General features: G+C 44.0%; 22 protein-coding genes. 11 read left to right on the top strand and 11 right to left on the bottom strand.

Annotated elements, in window-relative coordinates; all coding sequences use genetic code 11:
- Positions 1-188: 188 nt before the first annotated feature.
- Positions 189-1,487, bottom strand: a complete 1,299-nt coding sequence (gene tyrS, locus Q4492_RS14340) for a tyrosine--tRNA ligase (RefSeq protein WP_303419328.1) — start codon at positions 1,485-1,487, stop codon at positions 189-191.
- A 207-nt stretch (positions 1,488-1,694) separates the two neighbouring features.
- On the opposite strand from tyrS, the gene Q4492_RS14335 reads away from it, so the two are divergent.
- Together Q4492_RS14335 and Q4492_RS14330 are read left to right on the top strand one after the other, a co-directional pair.
- Entirely contained in the window at positions 1,695-3,062 is a 1,368-nt protein-coding gene (locus Q4492_RS14335) for an OapA family protein (RefSeq protein ID WP_303419325.1), read from the top strand.
- Positions 3,063-3,067: 5 nt separating this feature from the next.
- Positions 3,068-4,174, top strand: a complete 1,107-nt coding sequence (locus Q4492_RS14330; RefSeq protein ID WP_303419322.1) for an anhydro-N-acetylmuramic acid kinase — start codon at positions 3,068-3,070, stop codon at positions 4,172-4,174.
- 9 nt (positions 4,175-4,183) lie between these two features.
- Here the strand turns inward: Q4492_RS14330 and Q4492_RS14325 are convergent, their stop codons facing one another.
- The 6 genes from Q4492_RS14325 to Q4492_RS14300 form a co-directional block, all read right to left on the bottom strand.
- Entirely contained in the window at positions 4,184-4,636 is a 453-nt protein-coding gene (locus tag Q4492_RS14325) for a DsrE family protein (RefSeq protein ID WP_303419319.1), read from the bottom strand.
- Between the two features lie 93 nt (positions 4,637-4,729).
- Positions 4,730-5,086, bottom strand: coding sequence for an iron-sulfur cluster insertion protein ErpA (gene erpA, locus Q4492_RS14320; protein WP_303419317.1), 357 nt, complete (start codon positions 5,084-5,086; stop codon positions 4,730-4,732).
- 162 nt (positions 5,087-5,248) lie between these two features.
- Positions 5,249-6,283: an N-acetyl-gamma-glutamyl-phosphate reductase gene (gene argC / locus Q4492_RS14315; RefSeq protein WP_303419314.1), complete on the bottom strand. Its 1,035-nt coding sequence runs from the start codon at positions 6,281-6,283 to the stop codon at positions 5,249-5,251.
- A 320-nt stretch (positions 6,284-6,603) separates the two neighbouring features.
- A complete protein-coding gene (locus Q4492_RS14310; protein WP_303419309.1) occupies positions 6,604-7,032 on the bottom strand; it encodes an Rrf2 family transcriptional regulator in 429 nt (142 codons plus the stop codon).
- A gap of 154 nt (positions 7,033-7,186) precedes the next feature.
- A complete protein-coding gene (hmpA, locus tag Q4492_RS14305) occupies positions 7,187-8,392 on the bottom strand; it encodes an NO-inducible flavohemoprotein (protein ID WP_303419305.1) in 1,206 nt (401 codons plus the stop codon).
- 76 nt (positions 8,393-8,468) lie between these two features.
- Complete coding sequence (locus Q4492_RS14300; protein ID WP_067868067.1) at positions 8,469-8,852, bottom strand: hypothetical protein; 384 nt, start codon at positions 8,850-8,852, stop codon at positions 8,469-8,471.
- 103 nt (positions 8,853-8,955) lie between these two features.
- On the opposite strand from Q4492_RS14300, the gene Q4492_RS14295 reads away from it, so the two are divergent.
- From Q4492_RS14295 to Q4492_RS14275, 5 genes are all read left to right on the top strand, one after another.
- The gene (locus Q4492_RS14295; RefSeq protein ID WP_303419298.1) at positions 8,956-9,156 is read left to right on the top strand and encodes a hypothetical protein; all 201 of its coding nucleotides are present in this window, start codon (positions 8,956-8,958) and stop codon (positions 9,154-9,156) included.
- Between the two features lie 268 nt (positions 9,157-9,424).
- Positions 9,425-11,149, top strand: a complete 1,725-nt coding sequence (locus Q4492_RS14290) for a chloride channel protein (protein ID WP_303419295.1) — start codon at positions 9,425-9,427, stop codon at positions 11,147-11,149.
- 20 nt (positions 11,150-11,169) lie between these two features.
- Positions 11,170-11,799: a thiamine phosphate synthase gene (gene thiE, locus Q4492_RS14285; RefSeq protein WP_303419292.1), complete on the top strand. Its 630-nt coding sequence runs from the start codon at positions 11,170-11,172 to the stop codon at positions 11,797-11,799.
- A gap of 20 nt (positions 11,800-11,819) precedes the next feature.
- A complete protein-coding gene (gene hemL / locus Q4492_RS14280; protein ID WP_303419289.1) occupies positions 11,820-13,100 on the top strand; it encodes a glutamate-1-semialdehyde 2,1-aminomutase in 1,281 nt (426 codons plus the stop codon).
- Positions 13,100-13,699: a hypothetical protein gene (locus tag Q4492_RS14275; RefSeq protein WP_303419287.1), complete on the top strand. Its 600-nt coding sequence runs from the start codon at positions 13,100-13,102 to the stop codon at positions 13,697-13,699. Before hemL ends, Q4492_RS14275 begins: the two co-directional genes overlap by 1 nt.
- 81 nt (positions 13,700-13,780) lie before the next feature.
- Here the strand turns inward: Q4492_RS14275 and Q4492_RS14270 are convergent, their stop codons facing one another.
- Both Q4492_RS14270 and mrcB read right to left on the bottom strand, forming a co-directional pair.
- Positions 13,781-14,389 carry a M48 family metallopeptidase gene (locus Q4492_RS14270; protein WP_303419285.1) on the bottom strand — a complete coding sequence of 203 codons (609 nt, stop codon included), beginning with the start codon at positions 14,387-14,389 and terminating at the stop codon, positions 13,781-13,783.
- Positions 14,377-16,707: a penicillin-binding protein 1B gene (gene mrcB, locus Q4492_RS14265; protein WP_303419283.1), complete on the bottom strand. Its 2,331-nt coding sequence runs from the start codon at positions 16,705-16,707 to the stop codon at positions 14,377-14,379. The genes Q4492_RS14270 and mrcB overlap by 13 nt, the downstream gene beginning before the upstream one ends.
- Before the next feature lie 76 nt (positions 16,708-16,783).
- Between mrcB and Q4492_RS14260 the strand changes: the two genes are divergently transcribed.
- Positions 16,784-18,319, top strand: coding sequence for a bifunctional aminoglycoside phosphotransferase/ATP-binding protein (locus Q4492_RS14260; protein ID WP_303419282.1), 1,536 nt, complete (start codon positions 16,784-16,786; stop codon positions 18,317-18,319).
- Entirely contained in the window at positions 18,319-18,636 is a 318-nt protein-coding gene (locus Q4492_RS14255; RefSeq protein WP_067868094.1) for a Rieske (2Fe-2S) protein, read from the top strand. The genes Q4492_RS14260 and Q4492_RS14255 overlap by 1 nt, the downstream gene beginning before the upstream one ends.
- Before the next feature lie 8 nt (positions 18,637-18,644).
- Here the strand turns inward: Q4492_RS14255 and sfsA are convergent, their stop codons facing one another.
- Both sfsA and Q4492_RS14245 read right to left on the bottom strand, forming a co-directional pair.
- Positions 18,645-19,346 (bottom strand): DNA/RNA nuclease SfsA, encoded by a 702-nt coding sequence (gene sfsA, locus Q4492_RS14250; protein ID WP_303419279.1) that lies wholly within the window; start codon positions 19,344-19,346, stop codon positions 18,645-18,647.
- Positions 19,343-20,509, bottom strand: a complete 1,167-nt coding sequence (locus Q4492_RS14245; protein WP_303419278.1) for a pyridoxal phosphate-dependent aminotransferase — start codon at positions 20,507-20,509, stop codon at positions 19,343-19,345. The genes sfsA and Q4492_RS14245 overlap by 4 nt, the downstream gene beginning before the upstream one ends.
- Positions 20,510-20,787: 278 nt before the next feature.
- On the opposite strand from Q4492_RS14245, the gene dksA reads away from it, so the two are divergent.
- Positions 20,788-21,216, top strand: coding sequence for an RNA polymerase-binding protein DksA (gene dksA, locus Q4492_RS14240; protein ID WP_303419275.1), 429 nt, complete (start codon positions 20,788-20,790; stop codon positions 21,214-21,216).
- Between the two features lie 45 nt (positions 21,217-21,261).
- Positions 21,262-22,146, top strand: coding sequence for a tRNA glutamyl-Q(34) synthetase GluQRS (gluQRS, locus tag Q4492_RS14235; RefSeq protein WP_303419272.1), 885 nt, complete (start codon positions 21,262-21,264; stop codon positions 22,144-22,146).
- Positions 22,147-22,148: the final 2 nt, after the last annotated feature.

Here is a 22,148-nt window from a genome sequence, read left to right as displayed (position 1 = left end):
CCCAAACAAGGTCAACAGGCAAAACTAAAAAACTGCAAAATAAAGGCAAAAAAGCGACATTAAGCGGAAATCGGGGCAAAATTGGTTATTTAGCGATCAAATCAAAGCATTACTCATCCCCAGACACAAAAAAGCCGCTCTATATTGAGCGGCTTTTCCTTATATTCTGAATAATCGGGGCTTAACGCTTACACCAATTCGAATAGATGATGCTTTTTCTTACCCAGTTTCACTAAAAAGTATTTATCAAAAAGCGCCTTTTCAGCAGCAAACATACCCGCAGCATTCATATTATCTTCCATACCATGAGCCGTACCATTAACAACAACCGCATTTCGCTGTAAAGCATCTTTTACCTGCTTACCTGAAGGCGCCATGCCAGCATCCGCCAAAATTGCCGTAACAGGCTGATCAGAAACTGCTGCTATATCCAATACAGATGAAGGAAGACCATCCTGAGCCAGCTGAGCATAATCCTGCTCGCTTAAGGTGGATGTATCACCTGAGAACAGCGCTTCAGTTATACGTTTGGCCGCGACAAGCCCCTCTTCACCATGAACTAGACGCGTCACCTCTTCTGCTAAGACTCTCTGCCCATCTGGGCGACCCTCGCGCGCTTCGTCCTCTTTTTCTATCTGCTCAATTTGACTAACCGATAAAAAGGTAAAGTAGCGAAGGAAACGGTATACATCAGCATCCGCCGTCTGCAACCAAAACTGGTAGAACGCATAAGGTGATGTTTTGGATGAATCAAGCCAAATAGTACCTGACTCGGTTTTACCAAATTTAGTACCATCTGATTTTGTAATTAAAGGTAAGGTTAAACCAAACACCTGATTCCCGTTCATTCGGCGTGTCAATTCAGTACCGCCGGTAATATTCCCCCACTGATCCGACCCACCAATCTGCAAGCTACAACCATGGGACTGGTTAAGCTGCTGGAAATCATAGGACTGAAGAATCATATAGGTAAACTCGGTAAACGAGATACCCTCACCTTCACGATCAATACGCTGCTTAACTGATTCTTTTGCAATCATCTGATTGACAGAAAAATGCTTACCTATATCACGCAGAAAGGTAAGGATATCGATGTTTTGCGTCCAATCTAAGTTATTAACAACCTCGGCACTATTGCTACCTGAATCGAAATCGATAAAAGCACTCACTTGCGCTCTGATCTTTTCAACCCAGTTCGCCACGGTTGAATCATCATTTAACTTCCGCTCTTGCGCTTTAAAGCTTGGATCACCAATAAGGCCTGTAGCCCCACCCACAAGCGCTAACGGTTTATGTCCATATTCCTGAAAACGTTTGAGCGTTAATAGAGGTACCAAACTACCTATATGCAAGCTATCAGCAGTCGGATCAAAACCACAATAAAGCGTCACACTACCCTCAGATAGATGTTTTTCCAGCTCATCTTCGCTGGTCATCTGCGCAACCAAACCGCGCGCCTTTAGATCTTGTAATAGTGTTTCACTCATTGTTTTTGCTTAACCTTAAAGGTGGATATTAGAAAATAAGGAGGCTATTTTAACGGCAGCGAGCAAGCAAACAAATAGCTATAGACAATTATTTTTACTGGTTTAATTCAGCTAGGCTTAAGTTTTGACCGAAAAAGCCGACATTCTGTAATGAGAATGGCATAATACAGCGTTTATCTAATCAGACACCGACCAAAGGGGACTAGGGTGCCATATCGTTTGAAACAGTTACAAAAACAACTTCCTACGGTTCACCTAGTTGCGGTCAGTGCCTGTGTTTTTATTTTAGGTCTTACCTTAATGCTGCTGCCATCAGAAAAAGTTGAAGCTACGCGTGGCAGTATTCCGACAACACCACTGAACATTGAAACAACAACACCCAGCGCAACTCAACTTCCTGATACAAATAACACTCAAGGCGATACAGAAACAATCGAATCGCCAGCCATACATCCCCCCATTGAGGAAAACTGGGTTGATTACACTATTGGCAGTGGCGACAATCTTACCTCGATGTTCAAAAAGGCTGGCTTAACTGCTCGTGACGTATATAACGTTGCCTCCGCAGCAAAAGACTCTAAATCATTCACTCGCTTATTCCCTGGTCAAACCTTATCTTTTGTTATAAAGGAAGGTGAGCTACATAAACTTCGCCACCGGGAATCAGAGCTTAAGCACACACTTCTCACGAAAACACCTACAGGGTTCAATGTTGATATTATTGAACGTAAACCCGATATTGAGCACAAATATACTGCCGGTACTATTCAGGACTCTTTATTTCTAGCAGGCGAAGAAGCAGGGTTATCCAGCAAAAAGATTATGGAACTTGCCAGCATCTTCGGCTGGGATGTTGATTTTGTACTTGATATCCGAAAAGGTGATAGTTTTAGCTTAATTTACGAAGAGAAGTTTTTAGACGGAAAGAAAATAGGCGAAGGGCCTATTATTGCCGCTCAATTTATAAATAGAGGTAGCAAATTCACTGCGCTACGCTATACCAATTCAGAAGGCGATAGCAGTTATTTTACTCCTGAAGGCTACAGCATGCGCAAAGCATTTCTTAGAGCCCCTGTCGGCTTTGCTCGCATCAGCTCTAAGTTTAGCTTAAACAGAAAACACCCTGTACTTAATCGTATAAGAGCCCACAAAGGTGTTGATTATGCTGCGCGCACAGGGACACCTATAAAAGCGGCGGGCGATGGAAAAATAATATTCCGAGGAAAAAAAGGCGGTTTCGGCAATGTGGTTATTGTTCAACATGGCAGCAATATAACGACACTTTATGCACATATGAGCAAGTTTAAAGGTGGGCAAAAAACAGGAACTCGCATTAAGCAAGGACAGGTCATCGGTTTCGTTGGCCAAACAGGGTTAGCAAGCGGCCCTCACCTTCATTACGAATTTCGCGTTAATGGTGTTCATAAAAACCCATTAACCGTTAAGCTCCCGCAAGCACTCCCAATAGCTGAGAACGAACGTCCGACCTTCAAATCAACAGCTAGCGCCTTGCTTGCCCAGCTTGAAACTTATCAAGCAACAACATTGGCAGCCCTTGATACGCAAAAACAGTAACGATTATGGGTACTCCTGATATCTACATTGGCCTTATGTCAGGAACGAGCTTAGACGGCATTGATGTTGCTGCGGTTAGCTTCAACCCTAAATTGCAACTCATTGCCACTCACTCAGAAGCAATCCCTGAGCGACTTAAACAAAAGATCTTGCAGCTAACCCAACCCGGCGATAATGAAATCGATCTGATGGGCCTAGTTGATATTGAACTGGGCCAACTATTCGCCAAAGCGGCCAACTCACTTATCCGCAACCAAGGCTTAGATAAAAAGCAGATCCGCGCAATAGGTAGTCACGGTCAAACCATAAGACACCGCCCTGAGTTTAATTACACACTACAGATAGGTGATGCAAATATCATCGCAGAAAATACAGGCATTACCACCGTCAGTGATTTCAGGCGCAGAGATATGGCCGCTGGCGGCCAAGGTGCTCCCTTAGTTCCAGCTTTTCATGACCAAATTTTCCGAACAACTAATCGCGACCGAATCCTGCTTAACATTGGCGGAATGGCAAATTTAACGTATCTACCAGCAATAGCCACAGAAGATGTACTCGGCTTTGATACAGGCCCTGGCAATGTACTAATGGATGCTTGGATCACACAAACTAAGGACTGCCCTTACGATAAGAATGGCGCATGGGCGCAGACTGGAAACTGTGATGAAAAATTGCTCAACGACCTGTTACAGCTACCTTACTTTCACGAAAAGCCACCCAAAAGCACAGGACGAGAGCAGTTTCATCTAAGCTGGCTAAGTCACAAATTGAAACCTTACTCAACAGCAGCCGCAGATGTACAAGCCACTCTCTTAGATCTGACGGCAAGAACAGTAACGGATTCGATCAACAAGCATATTCCCAGCAAAACATTTGAATTATTAGTCTGTGGCGGCGGAAGCAGAAACAAAGCCCTTATGAATCGCTTACAAGAATTACTCCCCCACAACAAAGTCTACACGACGGATGATGCAGGAATCGATGCTGATTGGATGGAAGCGGCAGCTTTTGCTTGGCTTGCCAAGCAATGTATGGAAAGTAACTCAGGAAATAAACCCAGTGTCACTGGCGCAAAAGGAGAGCGAATTTTAGGTGCAATCTATCAAATTTAGCTCGACCAACTAAAAATAGATGTAGCCTTCGCGACGAAGCCGCTCTTTTTCTGCAGGCCCTAATGGCACGGTATCAACAAAATCTGGAAGCTCGGAACGATCCACATTATTCATTCTCATCCAACTTTCGCAAACGCGAATATCAATAACATGCTTCTTCTCAAGCCGCTCAGCTAAATCTAGTAACTCTTTATATTGCTCCATATTACGATTCCGGAACGCGTGAGCCTCATCACCATGCAAGACAAAAACAATAGGCTCATATGCATTCAAATTATCGACATCATCCGCAAGCATACTTGCCCGCTGAAAAAGCATCTCAACTTCACTTGGGGAATTTGTTTTTATTAGCGCTAGATAATGCGGATTCGCAACCTCAGGAGCCACAGGAGATTGCGGCAGCGAATCAGCCGAACAAAAGCTAGAGACCAGAAAAAGCAAGCTCGTAAATAAAAGGCGCATATACTCTCCTTAAGGGATAATTATCTCTTATATCAGAGCAGAAGGGATATGAATAGGCTATGAATCAATCATCCATAGCCCTAATGATCAGGATCAAATAGAGAAGGAGGAACCGCAACCACAAGTTGTTGTTGCATTTGGATTATTAATAACGAACTGTGATCCCTGCAAACCCTCTTTAAAGTCCACTTCTGCGCCCGCTAAGTACTGGAAGCTCATAGGGTCAACAACCATAGTCACGCCATCGCGCTCAACGATTGTATCATCTTCCGCAGCCTGCTCATCAAAGGTAAAACCGTAAGAGAAACCAGCACAACCACCACCTGTGATAAACACACGTAGTTTCAAGTTATCGTTTTCCTCTTCATCAATTAGAGATTGTACTTTTGCAGCCGCAGCCTCAGTAAACAACATAGGAGACTCTAGGCTTGGATCGACAGTTTCTATCATAGATACTTCTTCTAGGTACTTTTTAGGTACTTTTAGGTACTTAGTATATGAGCACAGGGACTATTTCGGTATTTGATTCAGCACATATACCGATCTTTTAATATACACCCTACCCACAGGTAGAGTGTAATTATCACCTTAACCAACCAATTTAGTCAAGTATTAAGGCATTAAGCCGACAACATTTAGTCCTGAAGCCTCATTAATACCGAACATAATATTCATATTCTGAATCGCCTGACCTGCAGCACCTTTTACTAAGTTATCGATAACCGAAAGCACGACCACAGTATCGTCATTCTGTGGGCGATGAATACTAATACGACACATATTGCCGCCTTTAACACTCCGCGTTTGGGGATGGCTACCAGCAGGCATCACATCAACAAACGGCTCATCGGCGTAACGCTCTTCAAACAAACGTTGTAAATCATGCTCAACCGGATCTTTTAAAACTCCGTAGCAGGTAGAGTGAATACCCCGAATCATCGGTGTTAAATGGGGGACAAAGGTCAGATTCACCGGTCTTTCAGCCACCAGCGCCAAGCCTTGCTTAATTTCAGGTAGATGACGGTGCCCATGAACACCATAGGCCATCATACTTTCACTAGCTTCACACATAAGCATGCCGACTTTGGCTCCGCGCCCGCCACCGCTCACACCGGATTTACAATCAGCAATAAGACGACGATGATCAATAAGCTTATTCTCCAGTAGCGGCAGAAAAGCAAGCTGCGTTGCTGTCGGATAACAGCCTGGACAGGCTATTAATTTAGCCTCTTTGATTTGCTCCCGATTCACTTCAGGTAAACCATAAACAGCCAGCTCAGCCATCTCTGGAGACGTATGCTCCATACCATACCATTGAGACCAAACATCAAGATCTTTAATACGGAAATCTGCACCTAAATCGATAACTTTGACACCATTATCTATAAGCTCTGCTGCCATCTTCATGGCAACCCCGTGAGGAGTAGCAAAAAACACGACATCACATGCACTTAACGTTTTAACATCAGGCACTGAGAACTTAAGGTCATAAATACCTCGGAGATTAGGATACATGTCAGCTATGCTAATTCCCTCTTCAGATCGAGAAGTGATTACCTCAACCACAGCTTCGGGATGATTTGCCAACAACCGTAGTAATTCTACGCCTGTATACCCTGTGCCACCGACAATACCTACCTTAATCACAATAACCTCTCATCGAGTTTAAAAAACGATTGTATATATTACTACAAAGCTATAATTCAATAACTACTAAATCGATAATTTGAAATAGATTCCCGCAGGAATACTTACAGAAACAAAGATTACCGATGAAATACGCACCAAATCAAATGAAGCGACATAATTTTTTATATATGCCAAATTGAACCTAACCAGAACCTAAAAAATTATCTTTACAGAGAATGACTTAAGGGAAAAAGATGGGGTACGAGTATCGTCTAACAAACACAGGAGAGAAAAATTCAACAGCTATGCACCTTACAATCAAGGAGCTTTCAGCCCGCTCAGCTCACAAGCAGCAACGGAATCAGCTCATTTTTATTTGCCGTTAAATCCTCCAACGTATATTTCCGCATGGTATCCGTAAAAGCCTTCATCCCTTCAACTAACGCTTTTTTCAACTCGCAACAGGGAAGCAGCTGACAGTCAGTTGACAGGCAGTCCACACCATCTAGGTGGTTTTCCAGCTGCGCTATAACCTCGCCAATATTAATCATCTCTGGAGAAGCCCCTAATCGGATTCCACCATTTTTACCACGAATCGTTTGCACATAACCTAGCTTTGCCAACTGCCCGATCACTTTAACCATATGACTCTGAGATACCTGATAAACAGCGGATACTTCCGCCACACTGCTTAATCGCTTCTCCTCTAGGCTGGCAAGATAAATCAAGGTTCGCAAACCAAAGTCGGTAAAAGCGCTTAATCTCATAGACACTCCTGAAGCGATTAATATCTCTAATAAATAAAACGGGATATACGCAACTATACCCCGTTTAATTGTCACGCAATAGCAGAAGTGCTCATAATATCCATATCAAAAAATCGCTGTAGGTTTTAACGCCTCTCAATCTTTATCTATGAAATTAGTTAAGACTTTCACTTGGCCCGAACACCTCATAATGAAGTCGATTATCATCGATTTTCTGCGCCTTTAATTGACGATAAATTACTTTCATAAAGGGCAGAGGCCCACAAAAATAATACTCAGCATCAATCGGACAGCAACGCTCAATCCAATCAGACGTAATATAACCCTGACTATCGTAATCAATCCCCTCTTGGGCCCCCGAAACATCCTCATAAAAAGTGAGTGCCGTTAATCCAGGAACGTCCCGTTTCAATTTCGCTATATGCTGTCCAAACGCATGGGTATGGCGATTACGGGTTCCATGCAGCCAAACAATGTCCCGCGCATCCTGATTCTTCACCAGCTCATTTAGCATGCTCAGCATCGGCGTAATACCAACGCCACCACTCAGTAAAACAACAGGCCGGCTATTGTCTTTCAAAAACAGATCACCCCCTGGCATATGAATAGCTAAATGGCTACCTATCTCAAGCTGCGTATGCAGGTAGTTAGACACCCGCCCTTCTGGTATCTCAGCCGTCGGCGCTGGTTCCCGCTTAACGGATATACGATATTCATCAGGGGAGTAGCTGTCAGAAAGACTATATTGACGAATCTCTTCATGCTCCCACGCTGAGTTAACTATCTTAACGCTGAGAAATTGCCCAGCACGATAAGAAGGGAGCGGTTCACCATCTACTGGTTTCAGGTAGATTGAACGAATCTCGTCACTTTCCTCAACTATATTACTCACACTAAATGCCTTAAACCCAATCCAGCCTTCAGCTTCAGCATTTGCATAAAGTTGCTGCTCCCGCCCGATCAAAATCTTCGCTAACTGCTGATAAGCCTCCTCCCAAGCCTTTAATACACTCTCAGTAGCCACTTCTTTACCAAGCACATCTCGAATCGCTTTAAGCAGATTTCGTCCGACGATCTCATATTGAGCAGGGGAAATATCAAGACTAAAATGTTTAGTCGCAATTTTTTCGACCGTCCCGCCTAATGCCCCAAGATTATCAATATTCGCAGCATAGCCTAATATAGCCGCCGCTAAGGTTGATTGCTGACGCCCACTGGCCTGACTGGCCATATTAAAAACATGCTGCAGTTCTGGATTTTCTGCAAATAGCAGCTCATAAAAATGCTTTGTGATAGCTTCACCTGATGCCTGAATAACAGGCACAGTCGATTTTACAATGGTCATTGTTTCAGTTTGCATAATCACCCTTACTGATCTATAAAATTTGAGGTTTTATTTCATTTAGATAGAAATAGAGGAGCACTAAAATTAAATGTTAACCCTCTCTATTTCGACATAGTCTGGCGTAATGAACGCTTTCCAAACACGGAAACAGTTCCCGTTCTTCAAAACGTATATGATCGGTCAGCAGCATCGCAAAGATCCTCAGCTGCTTAACATTATCGGCGTGCATCAGTGTTCGTAATTGTCGATGTTCATCATAAAAACGGGCCAATAATGGCTCATTAACATCCTGAACTAAGCACTCTTCCTCTTCGAAGTGACGATTAAGATCAGCAAGCACGACTGTTTTCACTTCGCACCAATAATCCAGCATCGCTTTAGCCTCTTGATCAGAAAACGCTAACAGCCGTTTTGCATGAACCAATGCCATATGATGCTCTCGACTTAAAGGCTTAAGAATTTCTGATCTTTTCACAACCTAGCTCCACCCCAAAACACAAAAACCATAACATTCATTTGAAATGCATGTTATTTAGATATAATATTCATGTCAAATGAATATTATCAGGAAGCACACTATGGTCATCTGGTCTACAGGGGAAATTTTTGTCTTTTTTGCAGTAATAGGAATGATTGTTTTTAAACTTTGGAGCGTATGGCACGTATCACTTAAGGCAGGAGCGAATAAAGAAGGACGCGTTATTTTTTTAGGCTTAATAACGGGCCTAACACTTTTTGGAATAACAGCAAAAATTTATATTTCCCATGTTTTGAGTTAAATCCATAAAACAGACACTTCAATAAACAAACACCTTATACTCTTTATCTGTCAGTTGAGGCATACGAAAGTCTTGGAATAAGCAGTCCTAATTAAAAAGATTGTCACACCTCAATCCCCTCCTTATTTAACATATACATACTATTTTGATGGCTATAATAGTTCCACATCAAAAAAACCACATCACAAGCACTTAGCGTTGATGTACTGTTAACGTATACTAAGATCTAGCCGCCAAGCCAAGGCCTCTCAATTAAGTAATAAATATAATGTTTCGAAACACATTTTCCATGAAGCAGTTTCGCCATCGTCTAGCATACGGTGAAGCGCTCCCACAAATGGTTATATTAGGTATCCTATGCGGTCTCATTTGCGGCTTAGTGTTAGGCTCATTCCGAACACTACTTGAAACGCCGTTAGAGCACCTATTACCTAATCAAGACAGTGAAAATTTTGAAGGTCTACCCACTTGGCTTCATTTTCTTCTGCCCATTATCGGCAGCCTAGTACTGATCGCTATTCTATCGAGAGTCACACCCCTCAATCGAAAGGTTGGTATTACTCACCTCCTTGAACGCATGGCTTACCATCAGGGCTATCTACCTATAACTAACGCAATAATACAGTTTTTTGTGGCAGCCCTCGCTTTACTATTTGGGCACTCAGTTGGTAAAGAGGGGCCGGCTATACATTTAGGTGCAGCCTGCGGAAGCCAGCTCGGCCAACGCCTGAACTTACCCAATAACACCTTAAGAATTTTAGTTGGATGTGGTTCTGCAGCGGGCATAGCCGCAACATTTAACACCCCCCTCGCAGGGGTTGTTTTTGCGATGGAGGTGGTACTTCTCGAGTACACGGTAATCGGCTTTATGCCGGTTATGGTCTCCGCAGCGACCGGTGCATTAGTCGTGCAGTTTATGTTTGGCAATGCTTGGGCACTTACCGTACCTACTATGCAGATAGAATCGTTGCAGGAGATACCTTATGTGGCGTTTCTTGGCGGTATCATTGGTTTACTCGCTGTAATTTTTATTGCGCTAATGAAAGCAGCAATGCAATGGTCTAATCATTCGACGTTTGGTTATAAATCTAGACTTCTGCTGGCAGGCGTACTCACAGGTAGCGTGGCTGTGTTCTATCCTCAAGTTATGGGGATGGGATATGACACTGTAACCTCCGCTCTACAGGGGGAGATAGGACTGGGTTTACTCTTCGGGATACTTATCGCTAAGTGTTTATTAACTCCCATCGTCTTGGGACTTGGCATGCCGGCAGGCTTAATCGGTCCCACCTTTTTTATTGGAGCTATAGCCGGTGGTTTATTAGGCATTTTAGGCAGCAGCGCAGTTAATCAAACCGTAGCTCATCCTGGTTTTTATGCCCTTCTAGGCATGGGGAGCATGATGGGAGCCGTCGCTAACGCGCCTATGGCCGCATTAGTTGCTATTTTAGAACTAACCGGCAATCCAAACATTATCTTTCCAGCGATGATATCAATTGTTGTCTCCAACCTTATTGCTAGATACGTATTCAAGATGCCCTCCATTTTTGTCATAAGTATGCATCTTCAAGGAATGGATTATCGCTACCGGCCTCTCACCCAAATGCTGAATTCTTCATCGGCACAAAGCTTGATGAATCGTAATTTTATTAATAGTGATCCAACCATCTCCACTCAAGGCGCGAGTAAAATACTCGAAAGCTCTCCAAGCTGGCTGCTAATAACAGAAGAGAGTAAGTACATACTACTCTCTCCTGGCGATTTACATACGGCGGTACAACAAGCGTCATCATCAGAAGAGCTGATTGATTTACTTAGAATTCCTGCCCTCAGGCTTGATACGAGTATCATTGACAGCAAAGCCACACTACAGCAAGCACTAGAGCAGATGACTAGAGATGGGGTCGAAGCTTTATGCATTGTGACAGATCGCAATGAGGTTCTTGGCCTTCTTACTCGCGATCAAATTGAAGCGTTTTATCGCGAAAACTAATTTTACCGGCAATATTATATATGCGAACAGCCTTATCCGGATTATACGGCATTACAGACTCTGTACTTATGCCTACACTTGATCAAATGTTGACCCAAGTTGAACTTAGTATTTTAGGTGGCGCCCACCTTATTCAGTATAGAGATAAATCCTCTGACCCTGTGAAAAGGCAGAATGAAGCGAGCGCGCTGAACAACCTATGCCAAAGCTATAACGTCGCACTCATCATTAATGATGATGTTGAACTGGCATTAAGCACTGGCGCTGCGGGGGTTCATTTGGGACAAAGTGATGGTGAACTAAAAGATGCCAGAGATAGATTAGGCAATGACGCAATCATAGGAATAACCTGCCACGATTCACTCCCGCTTGCCGAAAAAGCTGAGCAACAAGGTGCTGATTATGTAGCGTTTGGCGCGTTCTTCCCATCCAAAACCAAACCTAACGCGAAACCTGCCCCACTCGAATTAATGCAACTAGCCAAGCAAAAACTTACCCTACCAGTAGTGGCGATTGGAGGCATTAGCGTGGATAATGCAAGCAAAATTATCGCTGCCGGTGCGGATATGGTTGCTGTGATTCACGCGCTTTATGCCCAGAACGACATAAAAGCAACCGCCCAACAATTCCACCAGCAATTTAATAACTGAATTTTAGAGAGTATAGACAGATGTCCCGTTCCGAAGAACTCTTTCAAGCCGCACAAATCCATATCCCTGGCGGAGTAAACTCTCCTGTACGCGCATTCAAAGGCGTCGGCGGCACACCAATTTTCTTTAAACGCGGTCAAGGCGCCTACCTGTTTGATGAAGATGACAATAAATATATAGATTATGTCGGTTCATGGGGGCCCATGATCTTAGGTCATTGTAATACAGCAGTAATCGATGCAGTCAAAGCCTCTTTAGATAACGGCCTTGGTTTCGGCGCGCCAACAGAGATCGAAATAGAGATGGCTGATAAAGTTTGCGACATCATGCCCTCTATGGATATGGTTCGTATGGTCAGCTCCGGAACAGAAGCAACGATGAGTGCAATTCGTCTCGCTCGCGGCTTCACAAAACGTGACAAAATCATCAAATTCGAAGGTTGCTATCATGGCCATTCAGATTCGCTATTAGTAAAAGCAGGCTCTGGCATGCTGACCTTAGGCGAACCCAGCTCTCCAGGTGTACCCGCTTCACTAGCCGAACACACAATCACCCTAACTTATAACGACATAGACAATGTCCGCAAAGCATTTGCAGACTGTGGTGATCAGATCGCTTGCATCATTGTTGAACCTGTTGCCGGTAACATGAACTGCATCCCTCCTTCTCCTGGATTTTTAGAAGGGTTGCGTGAAGTTTGTGATGAATATGGCACTGTACTTATTTTTGATGAAGTCATGACCGGTTTTCGCGTTGCTTTAGGCGGTGCTCAAGCGGTCTACAATATCAAACCTGATCTAACCACTTTAGGTAAAGTCATTGGCGGTGGTTTACCGGTCGGTGCCTTTGGTGGCAAAAAAGAGATCATGTCCCATATCGCACCTTTAGGCCCGGTCTACCAAGCAGGTACGCTATCCGGCAATCCTCTTGCGATGGCAGCAGGCTTAACTATGTTAAATGCCATTTCAGCTCCGAGCTTTTACGAACAGTTAAGCGCAAAGGTGGAACTTTTAACCGAAGGGTTAGAAGCCGTAGCGATGGCAAATGGCGTTCCATTCACGACTAGTCGTGTAGGGGGAATGTTTGGCCTATTCTTTACCGATCAAAAACAGGTGACAAGCTTCTCAGAAACAATGCTTTGTGATGCTGATAAGTTCTCTGCATTTTTCCACGGTATGTTGGAACAAGGGATTTACTTAGCGCCATCGGCATTTGAAGCGGGCTTTATTTCAGCGGCTCATACCCAAGAAGATATTGAGGCGACTATTGCTGCCGCTGATAAAGTATTTGCGACCCTCTAATGACAATTTTCTTCTTACTCATCGATCTGTTTTTATTTGTAGGCGCCCTGCTTCTGGCACGGCGCAGCTACAATATTAGTGAGCAAAAAGATCAACGCGCCTGCATGGTTCTTTGCCTAGCATCAGTGTTTATTGCTTGTTCTGCTGCTGGCTCACTACTTATATACCTGCCAGCACAAGAGATACAGACACTAAAGCTGATGTTGGACAATCTTGCATTCTTCGCGGGCATTCCCTTTATTGCCAGCGCATTTGTCGACCTTGCTTGGAATTTCAAGTGGTCAAAACCTGCGTGGGGACGCTGGCTGCTAGCATTATTCGCATTATTCGAAGTCACTCGACGGGCCGATTTCGGGGTGCAATATAGTCAAATAATGGTGGTATTAACGGTAATAGCGCTCTTTGTAAGTCTGTTAAAGACACCATCCCCATTAGCTCGCATACCCGGTATAACCGCAGCTATTTTCTTTGCCCTAAGCTTATTGCTATTCAGCCAAGGCTCTTTGGTACCTTCTCTACAAAACAGTATTGGGAGTCATTTTTTCTTAGGTATCTCTTTATTTATGCTCTCCGCAACACTTCGAAAAAGCAAACTCTAGCAGTGGATAACTTCTGTTAGGACTGAGCATAAAAAAGGGACGCATTGGCGTCCCTTTCTATAGTCATCAAGTATTCTTAATTTAGTAGCTAAAAGCCTTATTCTTCGCTTGCTTAGCCCCTGCACTATCGCCAATACCTGATCGAATATCAGCAATCAATAGCCATAAGCGACGCAACATAACTGCATCACCTATGGCCATATTAGTACCTTTAAGAGCCAATTGTTCTGCTTGAGACCACTGCCCCTCAAGCCGCCGAATATCGGCCCACTGATAATAAATCTCTGGATCTCGTGGTGCGATACGTTGGGCCCGCTCTAAACTACTTTCCGCGGCCTGCATCGAACCACTATTTTTCTGCTGATCGGCACTCTTCAATAAGGCTATCACAGCAGGATTTTGCGGCCTTGATGTCATTGGAGTAGGTACAGGCACAGATACTTGCTGCTCGGTTCTACTCTCACTAATAACAGCGGGTTTTACAATAACACCTGTTGATCCTGACTCTACTGGCTGAATAACACCACCTTGCTCGGTTCTATCCTCAACCGGCGGGCGATAGCCTCCTGTTCCACTTACACATCCAGCCAACCCTAATATAGCGAAGCTCACACACACAGCTTTAACAGCCGTACTCATACGTAATTTTCTTGTCTGAACTGCTGTCTGCAACATTGCTACCTGAACCATCTTTTAAACCAATCCAAAGATTCATTCTTTTGATTATCAGCACACACAGCATATTCTTGCGGAGCTGTACCTTTTATGAACGGTAATTGTCTCACACCTTCACACTGTTCGGCAGACAATAACCCTGTACTCTCTTCGATCCAATGATACTCAATACCTTCCGGTTGTACTGACATAAAGGAATGCGGTTGCTCTTTAACCATTAATTCGGTCCATACTTTTAACGCGCCACCAGAGCCCGTAAAAGGTAACTTACCGTTATTATCTAGTCCCAACCACACCACTGCCATACGGTCACCCGCAAAACCAGCAAACCAGCTATCACGTTGATCATTACTCGTGCCGGTTTTGCCCGCCACATTTAAAGCCGCGGGTAAGCGGTTATAAACCGCTCGTCCTGTCCCTTCCCGCGTTACGGCTTGTAAAGCGTATTGAATCAAGTGCATATTCTCCGCTGACACCACTTGTTTTACATCAAAGGGGTAACGTGACAACTCCACGCCTTCTGAATCCGTCACTAAACGTATCGCTCTCATCGGCGCTCTAAAGCCATTAGCTGCAATGGTTTGGTAGACCGTCGCAATCTCAAATGGACTCATTGATTCTGCGCCTAGTAGCAATGAAGGGTAAGGTTTAGGTTTGCGGCTAATGCCTAAACGCTGCAACATGTCGATAACACGGTCTAAACCTATCGCCATCCCTAATTGCGCTGTACTTTGATTGTAGGACTTTGCTAATGCGCGAAAATAAGGGACCTTGCCATGACTCACATGGTCAAAGTTCTGAGGCACCCAACTTTTACCATTTGGCAGCGGCACACTGACTGGTTGATCATCAAGTAAGGTTGCAAGCGTATAACCCTCCTCAAGCCCCGCCAAATAAACCGCAGGCTTAACTAATGATCCGATTGAACGCTGTGCATCAAGTGCCCGATTAAAACCTTGATAGCGAGCATTACGCCCCCCCACCAGCGCTAGCACCTCCCCTGTTTGTGGATCGGTTACAACCATGCCACCTTGAAGTTCTTTGACCGGTTTTCCGTAACGCTTCTGCAACGCAGTCACGGTTGTTGCTAATGCAGACTCACTATGTGCTTGTACGGTTGGATTAAGACTTGTGAAAACTCTTAACCCTTCTGAATTGAGAACTTCCTCAGGGTATTCCTCTCTCAACTGACGTTTAACTAGATCTAAATATGCAGGGTATGCCCCTTTATGTAAGCTGCGTTGTTTTACTATGCCTAACGGGCGTTTTTCTGCATCCAAGCGTTCCTTCATGCTAATAACATCTTGCTCTTGCAAGACCTTCAACACAAGATCCCGACGCGCCTTAGCTCTTTCTGGGTGGCGTCTCGGATCATAATAAGAAGGCCCTTTCACAAGACCGGCCAATAGAGCAACTTGATGAAGCTTAAGCTCATTAATAGGCTGCGCAAAATAGTACTGGCTCGCTAATCCAAAGCCATGAACCGCACGAGAACCCGCCTGACCTAAATAGACCTCATTAAGATATGCCTCAAGAATCTCATCTTTGCTGTAGTGCAGATCCAGTAACACAGCCATAGGAAGCTCCATCAACTTCCTTGCCAGCGTACGATCAGAGGTTAGATAGAAATTTTTAATCAACTGCTGTGTTAAGGTACTACCACCCTGAATAAAACGCCCCGCTTTGACATTCACCACCATAGCTCGGGCTATGCCTTTTAGTGAGATACCAAAATGGTTGTAATAATCTCTATCCTCTATTTGAATAAGAGCAGATAGCAAAGCCTCAGGCGCTTGATCTAACCGAATAAGGTCGCGATCTTCGTTATCTTTCGGATAAATACCGCCAATAAGAATAGGCTCTAAACGGCTTAGGGAGATATTTTTACCTCGATCATCTCTAATCGAGCTTAACTGCTTTCCACTAAAGTTAAGCATCAACCTTCTAGCAGGCTCATCACTATCCGGAAAGCTAAAACCACGCGTATAAACCCGCGCTCGACTTGATGCCCATTCAACCATACCCGGACGATCAGCCCGATTAACAAAACGATAGCCAAGCCCTTTTAATTCCTGCTTCAGCGCTTCGCGATCTAGTACCTGTCCCGCATAAAGTTCCAAGGGTCGCGCATAGACCTTTGCAGGTAATGCCCAGCGTTTACCTTCAAATTTATTTTTTACTTGGACGTCCAGATAAATCAATCCAATACCGCCTAGAACAAGGCCTAGCAGCGAAAGTTTTAATAATAAAAACAGTGTCTTTTTTAAGAAACTGCGAGGTTTTTTTGATGCTCTACCTCGACTTGATGATTTTGGTGCTCTCTTTTTTGCCATTCGCTAAGTATAATGCCTGTCCTTGGGGCTAGCGAAAAAGCAGCTAACCCGACCTAATAAATTATTTAGAACCTTTATGACGCTGTTAGATTCTCTACAAAAAGCGGATTTCTATCCTCATCCGGTTGATAAGATCGAGTTGATAGAAACCCATATCTCCTGGCTAATCTTAACGGGCAAGTATGCCTATAAGATTAAAAAGCCAGTGGACTTTGGTTTTCTGGATTTTACCACGCTCCTTAAGCGACAGCACTTTTGTGAAGAAGAACTGCGTCTTAACCAGCGCCTTGCACCTGATATCTATCAGCGGGTCATCGCTATTGGCGGCACTGAAGAGCAGCCGATCTTTGATATTGCAGACAACGACTCAGCTATCGAATACGCAGTACAGATGCATCAATTCGATACAGAACAACGCCTTGACCTACTTTTAGCAAACCAACGCTTTGAAGCCAGCTGGATTGACACACTGGCTGAACAAGTTGCCGAATTCCATAGTGTAGTCCCTATTGTCGCTCAAGATAGTCCTTGGGGGGAGCCCGATACTATTTGGGACGTTGTTGCCGATAACTTCACGCATATACTCGACACCTTAGAGCACACAACGAACTTAGATGATTGCGATAAAGTTCAACAATTATCAATGTACATTGCTCAGCGTTTCCGCAAGTTAACGCCACTCATGCAACAGCGGAAACTAGAAGGTCATGTACGAGAGTGTCATGGCGACCTTCACCTTTCCAATATCACACTTTATAACAACGAGCTGCGTCTATTTGATTGTATAGAGTTTAACTTGCAGTTTCGTTGGATAGATACAATCAGTGATATTGCTTTTCTACTGATGGACCTAGAAGCAAATGGCGAATTCCGTTGGGCTAACCGTTGCCTCAATAGATATTTAGAGATTAGTGGTGACTACCAAGCCCTACCGCTTTTGAATTTCTACAAAGCCTACCGTTCAATGGTGCGCGCCAAGGTTTCCGTATTAGGTGATATGCATGATATGAACAGCCTGCGACGATACCTCCGCCTTACCGATTATTATGTACATAAACCTAAACCCACCCTGTTTTTAATGCATGGTGTATCAGGTAGCGGAAAAAGTCATTTAAGTCAGCAGCTCGTTGATACTACAGATACCATTAGAATTCGATCCGATGTTGAGCGTAAACGTCTCTTTAGGGAACTAAGTTTAAAAGGCGAAAAACTCGAGCTTTATAGCCCTAAGATGAACGCTCATACTTTCAATTTACTGTTTGATACAAGCTCCAATCTACTGCATAACGGCTATTCCGTTATTGTTGATGCCACCTTTATTCGCCAGCGCACCCGACAGAGCTATATTGATCTCGCTAAAAAACGCGGCATCCCTATCAGAATCATTAGCTGTCAATGCGAACAAAAACTAATAGAAGCTCGCCTAAAACGCCGAGAAAGTGAAGGAAGTGATGCCTCAGACGCTGACATTTCGGTAATGCAAGAGCAAAAACAGCATGAGCAGCCATTAACACCTGAAGAAGAGAAGATCACCGTTATCGTTGAAACCGATGATGATGATGCAATCAACCGATTATTAGAGCAACTTAGAATCCAGGAAGTTATTTTTTAATGATCAAATTATGCTCCTATTCAGATATTCCCGAAGGGGATGCTAAAGGATTTGAGATCCAAGGCAAAAAGCTAGTCGCTTTAAATTATCGAAATGAGATCTATATATACGAAAACAGCTGCCCCCACCGCAGCATTCCATTGGAATGGCAGCCCGATCAGTTTTTAGATTATGAAAAAACCTTTATTCAATGTGCAACGCACGGGGCCTTATTTAAAATCGATACAGGCGAATGTATCGCAGGGCCTTGCGTGGAAGATCAACTTAATAAAATTGCATTTATCCGCCAAGGCGATGACATACTGATTGATCTTTAAGAGGATATTTAAAGCACGACCGGTAATTCACGTACAAGACTAATCTGTGTTTCACTGATATCAGCACCATAGGCAATCACCTCAACTCCCGCCGCTTTAGCTTCTCGGAGCAAACGCCCATATTCAGGATCTATATAATCTGCAGGTCTGACACGCTCAATACCTGTATGGGGCACACAAAATAACATAACGGCACGATCCCCCTGCTCGACCATCGCCATCAGCTCACGTAGATGTTTCGCACCCCGCACCGTAACAGCATCAGGAAAACTACCTAGATTATCCTCTTCGAGCAGCGTGACATTCTTAACTTCAACCCAGACCCGTCCTTTTTCCTGATCTTCTAGCAATAGATCGATACGACTATTTTCCCCATATTTAACCTCTTGTCGTATGGACTCATAGCCTTGCAAGGTTTTAATCGTACCGTTCTCTATCGCCTCCTTAACCAGCTTATTCGCCCGTCCGGTATTGATACAGGCAAGGTATTGACCCTCAACCTCAACAAGCTCCCAACCAAGGGGATACTTTCGCTTTTCATTTTGGCTATCAAGCACCCAAACCCGACTACCTTCATCCGCGCAATTTTTCATTGAACCTGTGTTAGGGCAGTGAGCGGTAACCTCAGCCCCATTATCAAGGACTATATCTGCAAGAAACCGCTTATAACGTTTAACTAGTCGGCCTTGAATTAAATTATCTAGCTTCATAAACCTTTAATCCTTTTCTCTAAACGTTCAAGTGCCAGCTCTATTCGGTCCAAGCCCGTAGTGTACGAAAAACGTATATATTCATTACAGCGATGGCGGCCAAAATCTAATCCAGGGGTGGCAGCAATATGATTCTCTTCTAATAACGACCAACAGTAATCAAAGGTATTATTGGTTAGATGTTGCGCCCCCGCATAAACATAAAAGGCTCCTTCTGGCATAACAGGTATAGAAAAACCTAATTCCCTCAACCCTTTAACAAGCAGATTTCGACGTAATCTAAACTGATCTTTACGTTCTTCAAAAAGGGCAATAGTGTCAGGTTCAAATGCAGCTAATGCCGCATATTGGGAGATCGTATGGGGAGAGATCATTAAGTTTTGTGCGAGTTTTTCTAATTCTGGCGCTACATCAGCAGGAGCTACCAGCCAACCTAACCGCCACCCGGTCATACCAAAATATTTAGAGAAACTATTAATAACAAAAGCATCGGGATCAATCGCTAATACCGAAGGCGTATCCGCCTCGTAGGTCAAACCGTGATAAAGCTCATCCACTACAAGCGAACCATGTTGCCGCTTAACCTCGGCAGCGATAGCAACAAGCTCGTCATAAGGTACAACAGCCCCCGTTGGGTTCGCAGGAGAGGCGAGTAGCACACCTGCAGTTTCTGGTCGCCAATACTGTTTAACTAATTCCGCATTCAGTTGGAAATTCTGTTCCGCATCTACAGGTACAAGCTGAGACTTAGCTTCTAAGAAGCGTAAAAATTGGCGATTACAGGGATAACCTGGATCCGCCATCATAAAACTATCACCCGCATCAGTAAGCAATGAAAAAATCATCAACAACGCGCTGGACGCACCCGTCGTAACAATAATTCGCTCCGCTGAAATATCTAAATTATATTTATGCTGATACCACTGGCTGATCGCTTCACGTAACTCTGGAATACCCGCCGCAGGTGTATATTGGGTAAAGCCTTTATCGATCGCTGCTTTTGCGGCTTCAGCTATCGCAGGCGCGGTAGCGAAATCAGGTTCGCCGGCCTCCATATGCACTACATCAAATCCAGCCGCATCTAATTGCTTAGCTCTCTTTAAGAGGTCCATTACTTTAAAGGTTTCGATCTCAGCAACACGCTTAGAAGGCTGAAAACTCATATTGATTCCTGATTCCACAACAAATAAGTTAAGTATACCTAGATTCAACAAAGTAATAATCAAAACAACGCCGCAAGCCTCTACTTTCAAGGGCTAAAGCAAAAACCAAGCCTAATTTATTACTCTTAGGTGTCTATTGAACAAATTTAGGGCTAGCACAACGGCAGCGCATCTGGTAATTTGCCTGCCTTTCATGCTAAATGCATTTCTTGCATTAATAACACGGGCAAGTGAAGTCATCCTAATGATGGCTTACGCAAAAGAGTGAGGCAGCGCTTATGCCAAACAAGAGCGAATCTTTCACACATTTTGATCCTTACCAGATTACTGAAGGTGAGGAGTACATGAATGAAAAGCACAAAGAGCACTTCCGCAACATTCTTGGGGCTTGGAAACAAGAACTCATGGAAGAGGTGGACAGCACTATTCACCATTTACGGGAAGAGCCATCCAACTTTGCAGACCCAAGTGACCGAGCCAGTCAGGAAGAGGAATTTAGCCTCGAACTTCGAACTCGTGACCGTGAACGCAAGTTGATTAAAAAAATCAATGAATCATTGGATCTTATCGATGAAGATGAATATGGGTACTGCGATGCTTGTGGCATTGAAATAGGTATCCGCCGTCTTGAAGCTCGTCCAACAGCGTCACTTTGCATCGATTGCAAAACGTTGGCTGAGATTAAAGAAAAACAACTCGGTCGCTAATCCGATATAGAGCCGGCCCAAGGCTGGCTCTTTAGGATAAACCTTGTGACCTATATCGGTCGATTTGCCCCATCCCCAACAGGGCCTCTTCATTTTGGCTCGCTAATCGCCGCGTTTGCCAGCTTCCTTGACGCTCGAGCTAACGGCGGCAAATGGCTACTTCGTATTGAAGATCTTGACCCACCCCGCGAACAAACGGGTGCAAAAGAGCAATTCCCAAAAATTCTCGATGCTTTTGGCCTCTATTGGGATGAAGAACTAAGCTTTCAAAGTAAACGCCACCACTACTACCAAGATGTTCTAGATACTCTATTATCAGAACACTATGCCTACCGCTGCGATTGTTCACGGAAAGAGATTTTAGCGCGCAGTAACAGCTCAACATATGACCGGCACTGCTTGTTAAATCCCCCCAACAACGACGCACAATGTGCCATTCGTATTAAATGTAAAAACATCTCGATCAGTTTCAATGACCAAATCCAAGGCCCATACCTTAGCTCCCTAAGTCAGAGCGGTGATTTCGTTGTTTATCGGCGCGATAATCTATACGCTTATCTACTCGCAGTCGTTGTTGATGACTATCTACAAGGAGTGACTCACGTGGTTAGAGGCTCAGATCTACTCAATGAAACTCCGCGACAGATCCACCTACAACAACTACTCGATTATCCAACACCAGCCTATGCCCATATCCCTGTCGCGAGTAACACACAGGGCCAAAAGCTCAGTAAACAAACATTTGCACCCGCACTGAAGTTAGATAATATCGTTCCCTCCCTATTCAACGTGCTTGTATTTTTAGACCAACAACCACCGAGCGAATTACTCGATGCAAGTAGAGATGAAATTATTCGTTGGGGAATTGAAAACTGGGATCTAGAAAAGATTAGCCAAACGCTAGCCAAACCGGTCGATAGGAGCGAATAATT

It is taken from the genome of Neptuniibacter sp. 1_MG-2023 (genome assembly GCF_030547185.1).
GTDB lineage: Bacteria > Pseudomonadota > Gammaproteobacteria > Pseudomonadales > Balneatricaceae > Neptuniibacter.
This window is presented reverse-complemented; position numbering and strand designations above follow the sequence as displayed.

Excerpts from the sequence above, each read along its gene's own strand:
- Q4492_RS14310 (WP_303419309.1), bottom strand. The coding sequence starts at position 7,032 with ATGAGATTAAGCGCTTTTACCGACTTTGGTTTGCGAACCTTGATTTAT.
- Q4492_RS14260 (WP_303419282.1), top strand. The coding sequence starts at position 16,784 with ATGACGCTGTTAGATTCTCTACAAAAAGCGGATTTCTATCCTCATCCG.
- Q4492_RS14255 (WP_067868094.1), top strand. The coding sequence starts at position 18,319 with ATGATCAAATTATGCTCCTATTCAGATATTCCCGAAGGGGATGCTAAA.
- sfsA (WP_303419279.1), bottom strand. The coding sequence starts at position 19,346 with ATGAAGCTAGATAATTTAATTCAAGGCCGACTAGTTAAACGTTATAAG.
- Q4492_RS14245 (WP_303419278.1), bottom strand. The coding sequence starts at position 20,509 with ATGAGTTTTCAGCCTTCTAAGCGTGTTGCTGAGATCGAAACCTTTAAA.
- hemL (WP_303419289.1), top strand. The coding sequence starts at position 11,820 with ATGTCCCGTTCCGAAGAACTCTTTCAAGCCGCACAAATCCATATCCCT.
- mrcB (WP_303419283.1), bottom strand. The coding sequence starts at position 16,707 with ATGGCAAAAAAGAGAGCACCAAAATCATCAAGTCGAGGTAGAGCATCA.
- Q4492_RS14270 (WP_303419285.1), bottom strand. The coding sequence starts at position 14,389 with ATGGTTCAGGTAGCAATGTTGCAGACAGCAGTTCAGACAAGAAAATTA.
- erpA (WP_303419317.1), bottom strand. The coding sequence starts at position 5,086 with ATGATAGAAACTGTCGATCCAAGCCTAGAGTCTCCTATGTTGTTTACT.
- Q4492_RS14290 (WP_303419295.1), top strand. The coding sequence starts at position 9,425 with ATGTTTCGAAACACATTTTCCATGAAGCAGTTTCGCCATCGTCTAGCA.
- Q4492_RS14275 (WP_303419287.1), top strand. The coding sequence starts at position 13,100 with ATGACAATTTTCTTCTTACTCATCGATCTGTTTTTATTTGTAGGCGCC.
- hmpA (WP_303419305.1), bottom strand. The coding sequence starts at position 8,392 with ATGCAAACTGAAACAATGACCATTGTAAAATCGACTGTGCCTGTTATT.
- Q4492_RS14330 (WP_303419322.1), top strand. The coding sequence starts at position 3,068 with ATGGGTACTCCTGATATCTACATTGGCCTTATGTCAGGAACGAGCTTA.
- tyrS (WP_303419328.1), bottom strand. The coding sequence starts at position 1,487 with ATGAGTGAAACACTATTACAAGATCTAAAGGCGCGCGGTTTGGTTGCG.
- Q4492_RS14325 (WP_303419319.1), bottom strand. The coding sequence starts at position 4,636 with ATGCGCCTTTTATTTACGAGCTTGCTTTTTCTGGTCTCTAGCTTTTGT.
- thiE (WP_303419292.1), top strand. The coding sequence starts at position 11,170 with ATGCGAACAGCCTTATCCGGATTATACGGCATTACAGACTCTGTACTT.
- dksA (WP_303419275.1), top strand. The coding sequence starts at position 20,788 with ATGCCAAACAAGAGCGAATCTTTCACACATTTTGATCCTTACCAGATT.
- Q4492_RS14295 (WP_303419298.1), top strand. The coding sequence starts at position 8,956 with ATGGTCATCTGGTCTACAGGGGAAATTTTTGTCTTTTTTGCAGTAATA.